15 protein-coding genes are annotated in these 17,593 nt (G+C 60.1%); 12 read left to right on the top strand and 3 right to left on the bottom strand.

Features of this window, described 5'->3' with window-relative positions:
- Window positions 1-62 precede the first annotated feature (62 nt).
- The 12 genes from flgK to HQL98_03970 all read left to right on the top strand — a co-directional run bounded on the left by flgK (window position 63) and on the right by HQL98_03970 (window position 11,865).
- The gene (flgK, locus tag HQL98_04025; protein ID MBF0271234.1) at window positions 63-1,823 is read left to right on the top strand and encodes a flagellar hook-associated protein FlgK; all 1,761 of its coding nucleotides are present in this window, start codon (window positions 63-65) and stop codon (window positions 1,821-1,823) included.
- Window positions 1,824-1,842: 19 nt separating this feature from the next.
- Window positions 1,843-3,033, top strand: a complete 1,191-nt coding sequence (locus HQL98_04020; GenBank protein ID MBF0271233.1) for a hypothetical protein — start codon at window positions 1,843-1,845, stop codon at window positions 3,031-3,033.
- Window positions 3,034-3,053: 20 nt separating this feature from the next.
- Window positions 3,054-3,608 carry a flagellar assembly protein FliW gene (locus HQL98_04015; protein ID MBF0271232.1) on the top strand — a complete coding sequence of 185 codons (555 nt, stop codon included), beginning with the start codon at window positions 3,054-3,056 and terminating at the stop codon, window positions 3,606-3,608.
- A gap of 47 nt (window positions 3,609-3,655) precedes the next feature.
- The gene (locus tag HQL98_04010; GenBank protein ID MBF0271231.1) at window positions 3,656-5,950 is read left to right on the top strand and encodes a hypothetical protein; all 2,295 of its coding nucleotides are present in this window, start codon (window positions 3,656-3,658) and stop codon (window positions 5,948-5,950) included.
- A gap of 371 nt (window positions 5,951-6,321) precedes the next feature.
- Window positions 6,322-6,813, top strand: a complete 492-nt coding sequence (locus HQL98_04005; GenBank protein ID MBF0271230.1) for a flagellar assembly protein FliW — start codon at window positions 6,322-6,324, stop codon at window positions 6,811-6,813.
- A 33-nt stretch (window positions 6,814-6,846) separates the two neighbouring features.
- Window positions 6,847-7,668 carry a flagellin FliC gene (locus tag HQL98_04000; protein ID MBF0271229.1) on the top strand — a complete coding sequence of 274 codons (822 nt, stop codon included), beginning with the start codon at window positions 6,847-6,849 and terminating at the stop codon, window positions 7,666-7,668.
- A 178-nt stretch (window positions 7,669-7,846) separates the two neighbouring features.
- The gene (locus HQL98_03995) at window positions 7,847-8,161 is read left to right on the top strand and encodes a hypothetical protein (protein MBF0271228.1); all 315 of its coding nucleotides are present in this window, start codon (window positions 7,847-7,849) and stop codon (window positions 8,159-8,161) included.
- A 53-nt stretch (window positions 8,162-8,214) separates the two neighbouring features.
- Complete coding sequence (gene fliD / locus HQL98_03990) at window positions 8,215-9,675, top strand: flagellar filament capping protein FliD (protein ID MBF0271227.1); 1,461 nt, start codon at window positions 8,215-8,217, stop codon at window positions 9,673-9,675.
- Between the two features lie 116 nt (window positions 9,676-9,791).
- Window positions 9,792-10,187, top strand: coding sequence for a flagellar export chaperone FliS (gene fliS / locus HQL98_03985; GenBank protein MBF0271226.1), 396 nt, complete (start codon window positions 9,792-9,794; stop codon window positions 10,185-10,187).
- A 15-nt stretch (window positions 10,188-10,202) separates the two neighbouring features.
- The gene (fliS, locus tag HQL98_03980) at window positions 10,203-10,637 is read left to right on the top strand and encodes a flagellar export chaperone FliS (protein MBF0271225.1); all 435 of its coding nucleotides are present in this window, start codon (window positions 10,203-10,205) and stop codon (window positions 10,635-10,637) included.
- Entirely contained in the window at window positions 10,634-11,002 is a 369-nt protein-coding gene (locus HQL98_03975; protein MBF0271224.1) for a hypothetical protein, read from the top strand. The genes fliS (HQL98_03980) and HQL98_03975 overlap by 4 nt, the downstream gene beginning before the upstream one ends.
- 59 nt (window positions 11,003-11,061) lie before the next feature.
- Window positions 11,062-11,865 carry an SAM-dependent chlorinase/fluorinase gene (locus HQL98_03970; GenBank protein MBF0271223.1) on the top strand — a complete coding sequence of 268 codons (804 nt, stop codon included), beginning with the start codon at window positions 11,062-11,064 and terminating at the stop codon, window positions 11,863-11,865.
- Window positions 11,866-11,923: 58 nt separating this feature from the next.
- On the opposite strand, the gene HQL98_03965 is transcribed toward HQL98_03970, so the two are convergent.
- Genes HQL98_03965 through HQL98_03955 form a run of 3 tightly spaced genes read right to left on the bottom strand, consistent with a single transcriptional unit; the run spans window position 11,924 to window position 17,498 of the window.
- Entirely contained in the window at window positions 11,924-14,974 is a 3,051-nt protein-coding gene (locus tag HQL98_03965) for an efflux RND transporter permease subunit (GenBank protein MBF0271222.1), read from the bottom strand.
- A complete protein-coding gene (locus tag HQL98_03960; protein ID MBF0271221.1) occupies window positions 14,971-16,071 on the bottom strand; it encodes an efflux RND transporter periplasmic adaptor subunit in 1,101 nt (366 codons plus the stop codon). The genes HQL98_03965 and HQL98_03960 overlap by 4 nt, the downstream gene beginning before the upstream one ends.
- Window positions 16,068-17,498 carry an efflux transporter outer membrane subunit gene (locus tag HQL98_03955; protein ID MBF0271220.1) on the bottom strand — a complete coding sequence of 477 codons (1,431 nt, stop codon included), beginning with the start codon at window positions 17,496-17,498 and terminating at the stop codon, window positions 16,068-16,070. Before HQL98_03955 ends, HQL98_03960 begins: the two co-directional genes overlap by 4 nt.
- Window positions 17,499-17,593: the final 95 nt, after the last annotated feature.

The raw sequence follows: 17,593 nt of genomic DNA, 5'->3' as shown, positions 1-17,593 counted from the left end.
AAGTTGGAGACCGGGGTTTCCTTCCCGGATGCCATCAACGTCATTGTGGAGCGTCTTGAATCATGTCACTCGGTAACCTGTTGAATGTTTCCAAATTGGGAATTTTTGCTTCCCAGGGGGCATTGCAAACCATTTCGCACAACATCACCAATGCCAACACGGCGGGCTATTCCCGGCAGACCGTGGAATTGGAGTCGATTCCCGGCTCCCAGACCGTGGCGGGTGGAACCGGTGTGCGGATTGCGGATGTGCGTCGCCAGATGGATCAACTGGTGGATCGCCGTCTGGAACTGGGAACCGGTGAGTTGGGACGTTTGCAAACCCGGGAAAAGTATATGTCGCTGGTCGAGGATGTGTTCAACGACATGGATGGCAGTGGTCTTTCCCAGGGGCTGGAAGCCTTTTACGACGCGGCGGACACCCTGGCGGACAATCCGGGCAATGCTGTGGCCCGTTATCAGGTGGTCTCCAAGGCCGATGGCGTCGCGAATGAGTTCAACAAAATGGCCACCTCCTTGAGCGAGTCGGCCCTGCCTCTCGACAATGAGATCAGTGTGGTTCTGGGGGACATCAACACCCGGTTGAAGTCCTTGAAGGAAATCAACAACCTGATCGTGCGCAATGAGGCCACCAATCCTTCGTTGGATCTGAAGGATCAGCGCCAGAAAATGATCATGGAATTGGGCCAGATCATCGACATCCGCACCTTGGAATTTGATAACGGCGACGTGCAGGTGATGACCTCCAAAGGGCAGGAGTTGTTGGCCGATTCGGTCTACTCCGCCCAGTTCGGTCGCAGCACCCAGGTGACGGATACCGGTTTCCAGGGGATCAAGATCGGTGACCGGGAGTTTGATTCGAGCAAGGTCAGCGGGGGGCAACTGGGCGCCTTGCTGGAATTGCGGGACGAAGTGGTGCATGGCGCCAACGGATATCTCACCCGTTTGGAGACCTTGGCCGACGAGGTGCGTTTTCAGTTCAACAAGGTCAACTCCCAGTCCGTGGGCAAGAATCTGGTCACCAGTCTGACCGGTGCGGTGTCGCTGGGCAACGACCTGGACACCTCCCTGGCCAGTCTGGTGACGGATACCACCTCCAACGACTACAAGAAAGGTCCGGTGGACGCCAACCGGGTGGTGGATGGACGCATCGTTTTTGCCACCGGCACTTCGGATGACGCCCTGACACCGGTGACCGTGAACATTACCACCGACATGTCGTTGACTCAGGTGCAACAGGCCATCGATGGTCTGGACGGGGTCAAGGCCGAGATCACCAGCGACAAGAAATTGAAAATCAGCGCCGAGAATTCCGGTGGCAAGCTGGGTGTGGTGGTGGATGAAAGCGGTCTGCTGGCGGCCCTGGGCATCGGTGCGTTGTTCGGCGGTCGGGGAGCCGGAGACATGACGGTCAACGCCGAGTTGCTGACGGATCCCGATCGGGTGGGTGTGGGGCGGTTGAATGTGGACGATCTGTCCAATCCCACCAAAGTCACCCACGACGACGCCAGCAGCAATGGGGCTTTGGCTCTGGGCAATCTGCGTACCGCCAAGTTCGACCTGTTCGGCAACAACGCCTCTTTGACCAGCCATTACGCCACCATGGTGGGTGAGCTGGGTTCGACCATCAATCTGGACAAGGAGTCCCTGCTTGCCCAGCAGTCGGCACAGTCGTTTTTGTCTGACATTCGGGAGTCGATCTCCGGGGTCTCCCTGGAAGAGGAGTTGACCGATTTGATTCGTTTTCAGCGGGCCTTTCAGGCGTCCAGCAAGATGGTTGGCGTCGCCGACGAGTTGATGCAGACCATCATTCAAATGGTTTAAGGTGTAAGGAGTCTGTCCCATGATGCGTGTTACCAATACGATGCTGTACAAGACCGGCGCCAACGCCTTGCAGAATCAGCAGCAGGAGATTCTGAAGGTCCAGGAGCAAAGCGTGACCGGCAACCGGACCAATCGTCCTTCCGATGACCCGTCCGGGGTCTACCGGCACATGATCTTCTCTTCGGATCTTTCCGGGGTGCAGAGCCTGAAAAAGACCACGCAGTCCGCTGCCGAACGTTTGACTCTGGCGGACAGTCATATGAGTCAGATTCATGACGCTTTGTTGGATGCCCAGGATCTGGTGTTGCAGCTCGGGGAAAGCATGGTCGGGGGCAATCCCACCATCCTGACGGCTGCAGCCCAGAAGCCCCTCGCTTGGTATCAGGACATGATTTCCACCGCCAACAGCGAACTCGACGAGGTCCCCTTGTTCGGGGGCGGCAAGCTGCGCTCTCCCTTCGACGCAAGCAACCTCATGGCCACTGATGTCCAGGTGAAAAGCGAAGGTGGCAAAAGTCTGGCTGCGGCGGGGACCGGTTTCACCGCTTCCGTCACCAAGGGGCAGACCCCGAGCAATTTGCCGCTGAGCGTCAAAATTTCCTATCTGGCGGCCAGCAATCAATACAAGGCCAATATCAACGGAGTGGATCAGGAAGCCGCCTCCCTGGATGACAATGGTCAGTTGGATTTGGGGCAGGGTGTCAAATTCACCGTGACCGGCACCCCCAAAACCGGGGACGCCTATTACTTCGAGGTGGTGCCTCAGTATCAGGGCGGAACCGAGGATCGACAGATCCGGGTCCGTCAGGGAGAGACGCTTCCCGGCAATGTGACAGGAGAGGAACTCCTGGAAGGATCAGGAAATTATGGTCGTGGTGTCAACCTGCTCGGCTCGATGGCGGCCTTGCGTGGGGCATTATTACGCGCCGACCCGACAGAAGTGGCATTGCAATTGAATCGGGTACAGGAGAGCCGAGCGCAGGTCTCCGATCTTCAGGGTGTCACGGGTATTCGCAACATGCAGGTTCAGGCCGTGACCACCACCTTGGAGTCGGATGAAAGCTCGTTGACCAAGGTGCGTGCCGACAACGTGGAAGCCGATCTGTTCAAGGTGTTGTCCGACTTGGAGCAGGCCTCCCAGTCCATGCAGGTTATGACCGCCTCGCAAAGACAGGTCATGAACAACTCTTTAATAGATTTCATTCGATAAGATTCAAGGGAGTGAAGGCAATGGCAATGGCAATGGAAATTCACGGTACCCGGTTCGGCGTGCTGGAGTTCAAAGAAGAGGAAGTGATCATCCTGAACGAGGGATTGCTTGGTTTTCCGTTGAGCAGGCGGTTTCTTCTGTTTCCGTATGGTCAGGACTCGTCGTTCTTCTGGCTGCAATCGGTGGATGAACCCGAGATCGCCTTCATCGTGATCAATCCGTTCGACTTTTTCGCGGAGATGGAGTTTGTCATCCAGGATGCGGACGCGGACGCGATCGGTTGTCCCAGCGGGGATGAGGTGGAAATTTTTTCCCTGGTGACCATCCCGGAAGGGCGTCCCGAGGAAATGCGGACCAATCTGGCCGGTCCGGTGGTGGTGAACACCGTCAACCGCATGGGGCGTCAGATCCTGATCAAGGAGTATTCTCCCCGGCAGCCGTTGATTCCGCAAGATTTGCGTCAAACCTATATGCAAGAGCGTGAAGCCGAGAATCGGCGTGTGGGTCGGCAGGATGCGCGCCGACGTTTTCGACGGGACAAGGTGGTCCCCCAGAAAATCGCCGCCGTTGGCTGATCTTGTCCATCGAAATCGACTGACCAGAACCTGAAGGAAATCGAACCATGCCGCTCTATATCAATACCAACATCGCCTCCTTGAATTCTCAACGGCACCTGCTGGGTTCCAGCGGGGAGTTGAACAAGGTGTTCGCCCGTCTCTCCTCGGGACTGCGTATCAATACGGCGGGTGATGATGCCGCCGGACTGGCGATTTCCAATCGTATGACTTCCCAGATCCGGGGTTTGACCCAGGCGGTGCGGAATGCCAATGACGGCATTTCGGTTTCCCAAGTGGCCGAAGGGGCTTTGGCCGAGCACTCCAACATGCTGCAACGCATGAACGAACTGGCGGTCCAGGCGGCCAACGCCACCAACAGTGACGCGGATCGTGCCAGCTTGCAACAAGAGATCAGCCAGTTGCTCGGTGAACTGGAGCGGGTGGCCCAGGAGACCGAGTTCAACAACTGGCCGATGCTCAATGGCGAGACTCAGCCGCTGGTGTTCCACGTCGGCGCCCGGGAGGACCAGACCGTCACCGTGACCCTGGCCGACGCCCGCGCCGAGACCCTGCTCTCCCAGAAGCAACTGGCCAACCCCAATGCGCCGGAGAGCGTGTTCAACACCAAGATCAAAGGGATGGTCATCAAGGCTCCGAGTCCGGCCCTGGCCAACTCCAAGCTGTTCAGTTCCAACGTGGCGGTGGGCATCAATGCCATCGCCAATGCCGACTCTTCCCAGTCGGCCCCCTGGACCACGGATCCCACCAAGGTGGCCGACAGCATGATCCAGGCGTTCCAGGGGAATATCGCGGCTTTGAACGCCGCCGATACCGCCGTGTCCGGCGCTGCATCTCCCGGCACTTCGGACGTGGCCAACAATCTGGGTTCGTTGTCCACCACCTCCACGACCATCAAGGCCGATGTCTACAAGGCGGCGATCAAGGCGGCCAACAGCGGCACCGAGGATACCACGGTGGAAACCGCGTTGACCAATCTGTCTCTGACTGGCAGCGAATCCGTGGAGACCGTGGCCGCGACGATTACCGCCGCCAATTCGGGCATCAGTTCCAATCAGGCCAAGGTGGCGGCTGCTGCGGTGATTGCCGCTTCCCGTCCCGGTGCCAGCGTGGTGGATGCCCGCAACGCCGCCGCGGCTCAGTCTATTCGCAACGCCGACTCCAGTCTCTCTTTGGACAAGGCCCAGGTGATTGCCGCCGCGGCCTACAAGGCGGCTGAGACCTCCACCCGCAGCGCGGTGGTCACGGCCATCTCCGGATCCGATGGTTCGGTTTCCGGTCTGGTGACCGCCGGGGTGGCCGCCACCCATGTGAACGCCAATGACCAGGCGGATGTGGTGAGTGCCATCACCACGGGTATCACCAACGGCGATAGCGCCGACGAAATCGCTCGGGCTGCGGTGCGCGCCGATGCCGGCAGTTCGTTGACGCTGGATGAAGCCAAGGTGATCGTGGCGGCGGCCAAGAATGCCAACAGTGGTGGTACGGCGAGTTCCGCTGCGGAAGCGGCCAAGGCTGTGGCCACCAAGGACGCGGTGGTGAACGCCATCAACACCTCCACCAGCACCTCGGTGGTGTTGGAAAATGCGGTGAACGCTTCAGGTGTCAAGGATGTGCCGGTGGGCAACATCCTGGATGTGGTCAATGCGTTCCGGGCCGCCATCAGCCAGGGTTCGGACATCGAAACCGCCGCCGCCGCCGCCCGCAAGGCCGATGCCGGCAAGAATCTGTCCATCGACATCGCCAAGGTGATCGCGGCGGGTGGCAAGGCCGCTTCCAATCTCGGTTCCACGGTGGCCCAGGCCAACACGGCTGCCGACAACATGGCCCGTGTGCTGGATTCCCGGGATTTCGCGGTCTCGTATGCGGCCAAGTACGGCGCCAAGCCAGCTGCGAACGAACATCTGGTGGTGCCGGAGTGGCTGATTGACACCTCGGGATCCAATAAATTTCCGCCGTCGCCTTTGGTGGACATCACCGGCGCCTCGGTGCCCACGGATCCGACTCTGCCTTTCAATCCGCCGACCACCAATGACACCAATCCGCCGTTGAACGGGGCCAAGGCCGCCGGTCAGATGTTGGCCATCATCGCCGGAGCCATTGACCGGGTTTCTTCGACCCGGGCGGAACTGGGTGCCATCCAGAATCGGTTCGAGGCCAATATTGCCAATCTTTCCAACGTGGTGGAGAACGTCTCCGCGGCCCGCTCCCGCATTCTGGATGCGGATGTGGCAGCCGAGACCGCCAACCTGACCAAGTTGTCGATCATGCAGCAGGCGGGTACGGCCATTCTGGCACAGGCCAATCAGCAGCCTCAGTTGGCTTTGCAGTTGTTGAAATAGTCCATGGAATCTCCATCCCAACCCCGCTGTACCGGCGGGGTTGGGATGGGGTGTCAAAGCAATGTCTGGGTGTCGGAAATCGGATGAATCGGCGGTATGGGGTGCAGGTGGATTTTTTTGACGAATTGGCAGGGCAGGGGGCTGGTCGGAGGCAATTTTTGCCTGAAGAGGGTGGTACAAGGCCAGTAAAGTCGGGTTGGATGCGATAAATTGTTTGGCATGGAAGATGCTTTATTTAAGGACAGTCGAGATTGTCAGCCGTCTGATCGGAAAAAAATGCACGGGATGCGCGGTTGGTCTGGTGCGATGAGGTCCGGCAACGGTTTCATGAAAACGGGATGCTTCTGCGGCAATAGAAGGAGTGAAGAGTCATGGAAGTGCACGGGACGCGGTTCGGGACCCTGAAGTACATGGAGGATGAGTTGATCACCCTCGAACAGGGCATGATGGGATTCCCCAACAGCAAACAGTATCTCATGTTTCCTTATTCGGATGACTCGTCATTCTTTTGGTTGCAATCCGTGGATGAGCCGGAAATCGCGTTCATCGTGATCAATCCATTCGACTTCTTCTCGGAACTGGAGTTTCTCGTCGAGGATGCGGATACCGCGGCCATCGGTCTGGAGAAGGGCGAAGATATGGAAGTCTTTTCGCTGCTGACCATTCCGGATGGCAAACCCGAGGAGATGAGAACCAATCTGGCCGGACCGGTGGTGGTGAATGTGCGCAATCGTCGGGGTCGGCAGGTGGTAATCAAGGAATATTCGGCGCGTCAGCCGTTGATCCCTTATGAGATGCGTGGCGCCTACCGGGAGCAAACGAGAGGAAAAAGAGCTGTCAAACAAATGGTTGCGGTTTCCTGACCGATACTTGCGAAATGAAGAAGGATTAAAGCCATGCCACTTTTTATCAATACCAACGTCGCTTCTCTCAACGCCCAACGGAATCTGGAGCGATCCACCGGTTCTTTGAGCCAGACCTTCGCCCGTCTGGCCTCGGGTTTGCGGATCAACTCGGCCAAGGATGACGCGGCCGGATTGGCCATCAGCACCCGCATGACCTCCCAGATTCGCGGTCTGAATCAGGCGGTCCGCAATGCCAACGATGGCATCTCCCTGGCCCAGGTGGCGGAAGGCGCCCTGCAAGAGAGCGGCAACGCCTTGCAGCGGATCCGGGAGTTGGCGGTGCAGGCGGCCAACGCCACCAATACCAGTGATGACCGGGCCGACCTCCAGAAAGAGGTGACCCAGCTTCTGTCCGAGATTCATCGTATCTCCCAGGACGTGGAGTTCAACGGCTCCAAGGTGCTGGACGGTAATTTCGTGGGCAAGGTGTTCCAGGTGGGCACCAAGGAAGGGCAGACCATCAAGGTTTCCATTGCGGCGGCCACCTGGAGTGCGTTGGGTGTGAGTGCTGTGACCATCTCCACCGCTGCCGGGGCGTCTCAGGCTCTGAGCACCATCAGCAGCGCCTTGGACAGCGTTTCCGAAAGCCGGGCGAATCTGGGCGCGATCCAGAACCGCTTCGATGCGATCATCGCCAATCTGTCCAACGTGGTGGAGAACATGTCGGCGGCCCGTTCCCGCATCATGGACGCGGACATCGCCAGCGAAACCGCCACCTTGACCCGCAACGCGATTTTGCAACAGGCCGGTACGGCGGTTTTGGCCCAGGCCAATCAACAGCCCCAGTTGGCCTTGCAGTTGCTCGGCAAGTAGTTTTCCAGGCCGTGAAGGCGGGCTGCATGGCCGGATCTTTAAGGAGATCCATAGGTGTCGCCTGGAAAATGATCATAACGGACGGTGAGCGATTTCTTGACGCAAGAAAAATTCCGGTCCAACCGATAAGATTGTATGATCGGTCGGACCGGTTTTTTTGAGCGGAAGGGGGGCAGGGATGAAATCATCGGAAAACAACCGGATTGAGATCCCCCATCCGACGGCAGTTGGTGTCACGACCACGCATGCGCTTGAACCTGTGCTGGAAATGGAGCCTCTTTTCCTGGAGTCTTTGGTGGCGGAGGCCAACCGGATTCTCGATGGCCTGAATGCGGTGCGTTGCCGGGTGGTGGAAGAGGGGCAGGGCCATCCCTCGATCCAGGTGAGCTGTCGGGACAACCGGGTGGTGATTGGCGGTATCTCCGGCGGGGAGATGCATCGCTTGGCCAGCAAGGTTCGGAAGTTGCGGGAATTGTTGTATGGCGCAACCTGAGGCGATACCGCCTGGGTTCCAGCCGATTTCCAGTCAATGATGAGGAGAAGAGCATGGCACTCGGTAGCGTAACCATTTCGGGCATGGCCAGCGGATTGCCCGCGGACATGGTGGATCAGCTGGTCAACGCGCAGAAGACCCGTCTGAAGGCTTACGAGCGTGACCAGACTTTCTTCACGGGTCAGCAGACCGCCGTCGGCGAGCTGGAAACCAAAATGCTCGCGTTGGAAGCCAAGTCCAAAGAACTTCAGGAGACTTCGGCTTGGTCCCCCCATACCGTCACCTCGTCGGATACGGACTACATCACCGCGAGCGCCGACAGTACCGCTTTGGCTTCCATCCATTCCATCGCCGTGGGGCAGTTGGCCACCTATGACACCTACGCCATGGATGCCTCCTCGGGGTTATCCTCCACCACCGCCACCCTGGGTTCCGGAGCCAATCTTTCCTTCACCTATAATGGGTTGACCTACGGCACCGGTACCACCTCGGGCATGGACTCCTCCGACCTGGAGACCATGACCTTGAGCGATCTGGCTTCCGCCATTAACGGGATCGATTATGGTGACGAGGACGGGGTGAGCGCCAGCGTGCTTTACGATGGCTCCAAGTATCGACTGATCCTCACCGCCAAAGACAGTGGCACCTATACGGATTCGGGGGGCACCAAGGGCGATCGCATCACTGCTGTCACGTCGGGTTTCAGTTTCACCCAGACTGTCGCGCCACAAGACGCTGTCATGAATATCGATGGCATCGATGTGGTCAGTTCTTCCAATCAGGTGACCGACGCCCTCACCGGTGTGACCCTGAATCTTCAGTCCGTCACCAGCGGTACCACCGCCACCGACAGCGACGGGGATGGTTACAACGATGCGATTTCCACCGTTGGCTCCACCATCAACGTCTCCATCCAGAATGACACCACCGCCTTGAAAACGGTTTTGACCGGCTTTCTGGACAGCTACAACGCGGTGGTGGATTACGTCAATACCCACAAGTCGGATACCCTTTCCGGCGATACCGTGGCCCGCAGCGTGCTTTCGCAAATGCGCTCGGTGCTCAACACCCAGACCGAGAACTCTTCGGGTGTCCTGTCGCCTTATTCGACCCTGGCGTCCATGGGGTTGCGCACCGATCAGAAGACCGGCAAAATCAGCTTCGACAGCTCATCCCTGGATGATGCGTTGGCTTTCGATTTCAACAGTGTCACCAAACTGTTCACCTCCGAACATACCTCCACCGGGGATTCGTTCAACGAGGGCGTGGCCTTCCGCATGGCCGACCTCATCGATTCGTTGACCTCCAGCACCAATGGCGCGGTGACGGGTCGCAAGGATGGTCTGAAGGCGCGGCTCGATCGGTTGGCGAAGAGTATTGAACGGGAAAATACCCGATTGGAACAGGTGCGGGAAAACCTCACCAAGAAATTTTCCAATCTGGAGCAGTTGATTACCAAAATGAACAGCTCCAGCGGTTCGCTGCTCAGTTCCATTTCAAAGTTGAGCGGTTGACCTGACGGGGTAATGTCCGACGGGATTGGTCAATGGTCCCGTCATGTGAAACAAGGAAGTCGGGATTTTTTGTGCCATCCGGCAGTACATGGAGAAAGGCAGTGGAAATTCAACACATGGAAACCCCCACGCAATCCGTTCCCCCCCCTCCGGTCAACGAGGAGAATCTTTCCCAGTTGGACGTGTTGGTCCAGCTTTACGAAGGCAGCATCCAGTTTCTGGAGCAGGCCGCCAGGGCGTGCGAAGATGGTCGGGTGGCCGAGTTCAAACACTGGATGCAGCGCGGTCGCCGCATCATCGAGGAGTTTCAAAGAACCCTCGATTTCTCCCAGGGTGGACAGGTGCCGGCTCAATTGAATGATCTTTACAGCTATATGCTCGACAGTCTCACCCAGGCGGGTCTCACCCATGAGTCCGAATTCATTTACCGGGTGATCGAACAGTTGCGCATTTTGCTGGATGGCTGGCGGGGGCTTCAGGCGCCTGCGGTCGCGGTTTCCATGGACCATTGAGGGTGAATACCCGCCATGTCTTATGGCTTGCGCAGTTATAAAAGTTCCCGGGCCAATACCGCCTCCCGGGAGGACTTGCTGATCCTGCTTTACGAAGGGGCGATCCGTTTTCTGGAACGCTCCATCGAAGAGTTGAGTAACGGGCGTCTGAGCGATCATAAAATGAGCCTGCGTCGCGGCATTGCCATCGTCGCCGAATTGCAAAACACCTTGAACTTTGAAAAAGGTGGCGAGCTTGCCATTCAATTGTTCGATCTGTACGGCTACATGCTGGATCGGCTTACCCAGGCCAATCTGCGCAAGGATCCCGAGTTCATTCGCGAGGTGATCCGTCATTTGAACACGTTGCTGGACGGGTGGCGTGACGCGGTGCGTCAGGTCAAAAGCGAGGCCGTGCCTCCGCTTCCCCCCTTTGACGCCCCCCAACGCCGTCTTGAGGGACTGGCGTGAACGGAAAAAACAGCAGTGCCATTATCGGGATCGTGGCGCGGCTCAATGCCGTGCTGGATCAATGTGCCACCCCCGAAATGCTTTCCGCCCAGCAGTTCGATGGATTGATGCGGGTGTGGGATGTCGGTATGGCAGAGTTGGAGTCGTTGACGGACCGTTTCCCGGATGGGGTGACTCCGGGAGATGGTACCCGTGAACGGCTGAATCGTCTCGTCAAACGTATCAACGAAGTGCAGCCCATTCTTCTGCGTCACAAGTCCGAGGTGGCCGATCAGCTTTTTTCCGAAAACCGGCGGGTGCAATCCCTGCGTCAGGGATACGGAGCAGCAGCCCAGGGCTCGCGTCGGTTCCATCATCGGGCCTGACTGCCCTGTCCTTTGGACGTGCCATCTTTCGCTTTTCCTCCAATAGAGAGATCCTGCTCGTGTTTGGTTCTTCCTCTCAGCCCATGCCGGTGGTGCTTCTGACCGATTTTGGCACCTCCGATCCTTATGTCGGACAGGTCAAAGGGGTGTTGACACGCCTTTTTCCTCGGGTAAACGTGTTGGATCTGTTTCACGACATTCCACCGTTTGCCATCAAAAGTGGTGCCTGGATGCTGGAGCGTTGTCTGCCCCATATGCCATCGCCGGCGGTCTGGTTGTGCGTGGTGGATCCGGGTGTGGGCAGCGGCAGACGGGGATTGGTGGTTCAGTCCGGGGGATCGTTTTTCATCGGTCCGAACAATGGACTCCTCACCCCGGTGTTGACCCGTCCCGATGCCCGTCTGTTGGCTTTGGATGGCGTGGGGGATGAAGAGACGGTCAGTCATACCTTTCATGGGCGGGATCTGTTCGCTCCGGCGGCGGCTCATCTGTTGCATGGCCGTTCCCCCATGGAGTTGGGTACGCCGTTGATCACACCTCCGGTGTTGTTGAACGATCCGGGTTGGCGTTCGGCGGGTTACGGGGCGTGGCGTACCGAGGTGGTGTTTCAGGACCGTTACGGCAACCTCGTGACCGCGTTGCCTGGAGACAAGCTCCGGGACCGTTCGGTGAAGGGGTGGCTGGATGGGGTGGCTTGCGGTTCGTTGGTTTCGACTTTTTCGAGTGTTCCGGTGGGGTCGGCTGCGATGATCATCGGCGGTTTTGGTACCGTGGAGGTGGTGGTCAATCAGGGCAGTGCCGCGGCTCATTTCGACCGTTCGCTGGGAACCGAGTTGGTCATCCGCGTGGAAGAGGATTCGTGAAATATTAAAAGAAAAGAAGGGGTCTGGGGGAAGAATCCCCCAGATCCCCGCTTTTTTTTCAATGGGTTGTTTTTTTGAAGATATTCGACAGATTATCCACATAGCCGTACAAAACCGGAATCACCAACAGCGACAGCAGCGTGGAGGCGAGCAGACCGCCGATCACCACGATGGCCATGGGCGACCGGAAACTCGGCTCGGCCCCGATCCCCAACGCCACCGGCAACATGCCGGCTCCCATGGCGATGGTGGTCATGACAATGGGCCGTACCCGTTTGCGACAGGCATCCAGCAGGGCTTCGCGACGGTTCAAACCCCGTTCCCGCCGCGCCACCACCGCGTACTCCACCAACAAGATGGAGTTCTTGGTGACAATCCCCATGAGCATCAGAATGCCAATCACCGAAGGCAGGGAAAAGGCGTTGTGGGTGGCCAGCAACGACACGAACGCTCCACCCAACGACAAGGGCAGCGCCGCCAGAATGGTCACCGGTTGCAAAAAGTCGTGAAACAACAGCACCAGCACGATATAGATGCACATCACCCCGATGGCCATGGCCCCGGCGAAACTGCCGAACAGCTCTTTCATGCGCTGGGCGTCCCCGTCCGGGGGACGCTGGACCCCGACCGGCAATTTCTGCAAGGTGGGCAGCCGGTTGACCTCGGCCAGCACATCGCCGAGTACCCGTTGACCCAGTTCCACATCGATGCTGACCCGCCGCATGCGGTCCAGACGGTCGATTTGTGACGATCCTCCCTGCATGCTCACCGTGGCCACGCTTTCCAGAGGGACAATGCCGGTACGGGTGGCCAGGGGCAGTTGACGAATGGCCGCCAGATCCTGCCGCACCCCTTCCGCCAGCCGCACCCGGATGGGCACCTGTCGTTCCGGCAGGTTGAGCTTGGCCAGCAGCATCTTGAAATCACCGGCGGTGGCGATCCGTACCGCCTGGGAGATGGCCTCCCCCGAAACCCCGAGATCCGCGGCCCGGGCGAAATCCGGGACGATATGAATTTCCGGACGTTCCAGACCGGCGTTGGAGCGGATGTTGCCGATTCCTTTCAGGGTGCGCAGCTCCCGTTCCAGGTTGTCGATCACCGTGGACAGGGCCGCGGGTTCGTTGCCCACCAGCACCACCGTGAGCTTGACCCCCGGACCGTTGGAGCTGATCGCGAAACGTATGCCCGGCAGCTCCCGCAGTCGCGCACGCAACACCTCCTCGATGGCGGACTGTTTCAGTTCACGGGTGGTGCGATCCGTCAGGCTGACCACCAAGGTGGCCTTGCGGGTGTCGCCGCTGGCACCTCCCCCCAGCGGTCCCCCTTCGCCGCTGGCCGCCGATCCCACCGTGGCGTAGATCCGGGTCACGTCCGGAATCTGTTTGAGCAGGGCGATGGTCTTTTGGGAGGCGGCCAGGGTGTCGTCCAGGGCGCTGCCGGGGGGCAGTTCCAGGGTCACCAGGGTTTGGGAGCGGTCCGCCGCCGGCACGAAGCCCGATGGCAGCAGCGGCGCCAAAGCCAGGGATCCCGCCAGAAACAGCAGGGAGGCGATCATCGTGATGCGGGGATGATTCAGACAGGCGGTCACCGAGACCAGATAACCGCGCAGCAATGCCCCTTCTTTTTGTTCATGTTTCAAGGGGCGCAGCAGATGGGCGCACATCATCGGGGTCAGCAGTCTGGCCACCACCAGAGAGGCGAGAATGGCCGCCACGGCGGTCATGCCGAAGGGACGGAAAAATTTGCCCGGAATTCCCCCCATGAAAGCCGTGGGCAGAAAGACCGCCACCAGGGTCAAGGTGGTGGCGATGACGGCCATGCCGATTTCATCCGCCGCCTCCATGGCCGCCTGATAGGGGGTTTTGCCCATCTTGATGTGGCGGACGATGTTTTCCACCTCCACGATGGCGTCGTCTACCAAAATGCCCACCACCAGGGCCAAAGCCAGCAACGTGAGGGTGTCCAGACTGAAAGCGGCCAGCCGCATGACCAGAAAAGCCGGAATGATCGACAGGGGCAGCGCCGCCGCCGAAATCAATGTGGCGCGTCCGTCCCGCAAAAACCACCAGACCACCACCACCGCCAGAAATGCTCCTTCGTAGAGCAGTTCCATGGAGCCGCGAAAGTTGTCCAGGGCCGGGGCAAAGGTGTTGTAGGCCTCCCGGATGGTCACCTGGGGGTGTTCCTGGGCGAAGGCCTCCACGGTGCGGCGCACCTCCTGGGCCACGCTGACCTCACTCGACCCCTTGGAACGGGTCAGCTCGAAGCCGACCACCCGTTCTCCGTCCAGCAGGGCGATGCTGGTGGGTTCGGCGTGGCCATCCGTGAGGGTGGCGATTTCCGACAGGGCCACGGAGCGTCCCCCGGAAAGTGGAATTTCCAGATTCTGAAGATCGGCCAGGGACTCGGGAGCCGCCAGGGTGCGGATGGCCTGGACGTTGCCGGAAATGTCCCCCCGTCCTCCGGAGGCGTCTTTGCGGGTCTGACGCAGCATCCGGGAGACTTCTTCGGCGGTGACGCCGAGGGCGCGCATGCGGGCTGGATCCAGATCCACCCGGATTTCCCGGTCCACCCCGCCCATGCGGCTGAATTTGCCCACTCCGGGCACGGCCACGAGTGTTTTGCCCAGATCGTTGTCCACCAGCCAGGAGAGTTCCCCGGCATCCAGACTGGAGGAGGTCGCGGCAAAGGCGATCATCACGCCGCCGGTGGTGGTGCGTTTGGAAACCACAGGGGTGGTCAGATCCTGGGGCAGATCGCTGCGCACCGCGTCCACGGCGTTGCGGACTTCGTTGAGGGCCACATCGGCGCTTTTGTCGATGACGAAATCCACCTGGATCGTCACCATACCGTCGGTCAGCGTGGAGCGGATGTGTTCCACCCCCCCCAGGGAGGCCACCGCGTCTTCGATCTTGCGGGCCACTTCGGTTTCGAGTTGGGCCGGGGCCGCCCCTTCGAGGGTGGCGCTCACGGTGATGGTGGGTACTTCGATGTCGGGAAAGTTTTGAATCCCCAAGGCCCGGAATGAAGACAATCCCAGCAGGGTCAACAGCGCGAACAACAAAATCGCCGGTACCGGATGCCGGATGGACAGGGACGAGAAATTCACGGCGTGGCCTCCGTTATCCGCACCCGGTCTCCATCCTTGAGAAACGCGCCACCACTGCCCACCACCCGGGCGCTCTCCTCCAGGCCGGAGGTGATCTCCACCCGGTTGTCCACCCGGCGACCGGTGGTGATTTTGCGGCGGGTCACCCGGTCGCCGCCGTTGGCCAGCTCGAACACATAGGCGTGACCGTCGTACAGCACGATGGCCGACTGGGGCAGAGTCAGGGCGCTCGACTCGCCCAATTGGATCTCCCCCTGGGAGAACATTCCGGATTTGAAGGCTCCTTTGTCCGGCAGATCAAAATAGACCAACCCCTTGCGGGTTTCCGGGTTCAGGGTGGGCGCCACCAGTCGTGCGGTGGCTTCCAGGGACTTGCCTTCGGCCAGTTCGATGCGGGCCTTTTGTCCGGGTTGAATCAACGGCAGTTGACCATCCGTCACCTCCGCCCGCCACTCCAGTCGACCTTGGCGCACCAGCCGGAACAGCTCCCCTCCCGGTTGGACCACCGCCCCCAGCGTGGCGCTGCGGGAAGAAATGATGCCATCATCGGCGGCCAGGATGCGGGTTTGGCGCAGTCGCACCTCTTCGTGTTCCAAGGCGGCCTTGGCCGCGGCCAGCTCCGCTTCGGCGGACTCTTCGCCGATGAGATACTGGGTGATCTGTTGTTCGGAGATGGCCCCGGACCCCTCCACGGCCCTGGCCCGTCCCCCGTTGGCCTTGGCCAGGGCCAGGGCGGCTTTGGCCTTGGCCACGTTGGCCTTTTGTTGGGCCAGAGTGGCTTTGACCCCTTCGTCGGAGAGCCGTGCCAGCTCCTGACCCCGTTTCACCACACTGCCCACGTCCACCGGCAGCCAGACGATGGTCAATCCCCCGATCTCCGAGGCGACCACCGCTTCTTGCCAAGCGAAAATCCCTCCGCTCACCAGCAGGGTCCGGGGCCAGTTTTCCCGGGTGGGTTTGGCCAGGGTCACGGTGAGGGCGGCCCGCTCCTCCTGGACCGCCGGGGGCTTGTCGGCGGCCTGGGCCGGCGTGACCGGGAACGGCAGAGCCAGGCATCCCGCTGCGAGAGCGGCCAGACAGGGGAGCAAGGGTCTCATGCCGGATCCTGGTCTGGTTGGGGAGAGGGGGTGTCCGACTCCCAGCCGCCGCCCAAGGATTTGTAGAGATTGATCCATTGTTGCACCTCCCGTCCTTCCAGTTGGATCACCGTCCGTTCCGCCTCCAGATGTTGTCGGCGGGCCTCTTCCAGGGCGAGACGACTGATCCCCCCTGTACGCAGATTCTCTTCCGCGGCCTTGCGATAGGCCGCCGCACCGCGGGCCGAGGCCCGTGTTTCCTGCACCCGAAGGCGGACCGCCTCCAGATTGACCAGTGCGCTTTCCACCTCCCGCACCGCTTCCTGGACCCCGCGACGGTAGTTGGCCAGGGCCATGGTGTGGCGCGCTCGGGCTGCCCGTACTCCGGCCTCGATGGCTCCCCCGTCCAGAAGCGGCAACGACAGCGCCGGACCAAAATTCCAGGGACGGTTTGGCTGGCTGACGCTTCCCATGGTCACCACCCCGGCCCCCACCGCGCCCAGCAGCGAAAAACGCGGATAACGGGCCCCTTCGGCCACCCCGATCTCCGCATTGGCGGAAACCAGTTCCTGTTCGGCGGCGGCCAGATCCGGGCGTTGGGCCAGCAGGCGGGCAGGCAGGGTGGTCACGGCCAGTGGCGGGGCCACCAGGGGACGATGACCAGCCTCTTGGAGGAAGGCACGCAACCGGGGTTCATCCAGACCGGTCAGGGCCACCAGTCCCTTGACGGACAGGGCGCATTCCGCCTCCTGGGCCGCCAGACGCGCCTGGGCGTCGGCCACCCGGGCCTGGACCATCGCCTCGTCCGCCGGGGCGATCAGACCCGCCCGGGTGGCCACCCGGGTGATCTGCGCGCTGGCACGACGGGATTCCACCTCTTCTTGCAGGCTGTCTCTCAGACGCGTGCAGGCGCGATGATCGTTGTAAAGCGAGGCGGTTTCGGAGGCCAGCGAAATTTTCAGGCCATGCCACTCCGCCTGCCGCGCCGCCACCTTGGCCTCGGCCCCTTCGGTGGCCCGTTTGACCCGTCCGAACAGATCCAGTTCCCAACTCGCGTCCACGGCCACACTCCGGCTGGTGGACGAAATAATGGTGGGATTGGGGCTGTTGCCCGCACGTTGCAGTTGTGCCGCCGAACGGGCCTGGGGTTGATCTGCGGATTGCTGATAGGTCAGCGCCGCACGGGCCGCCTCGATGGCGCCCTGAGCGGCGTTCAGGCTGGGATGCTGCTCCAGGGTGGCCTGGATTAGTCTGGTGAGGGTTTGATCCTGAAATTGTTCCCACCAGGAGGTCATCCTGGCCCCAGAACCGGCGTGGGGCAGGGCCGCGTGCCAGCCTGTGGGAGGATTCACGGCCTCGGGTCGTCGATAATCCATGCCCACCAGCGCGCATCCCCACAGACAGGCGGTCGAAAACAGAATGGCCAGCGAGGGACGCAAGGGTGACACGGTCATCTCCCGGAATCGTTGACATGGCAGTGGGGTTTTATTTATCTTGCAAGATAGATTTTGAGCGAAAGGATATTGACATTTTATCTATCTTG

Source organism: Magnetococcales bacterium, assembly GCA_015231755.1.
Lineage (GTDB): Bacteria > Pseudomonadota > Magnetococcia > Magnetococcales > Magnetaquicoccaceae > Magnetaquiglobus.
The sequence above is the reverse complement of the archived record's forward strand: the minus strand, read 5'-3'. Positions and strand labels throughout refer to the sequence as shown.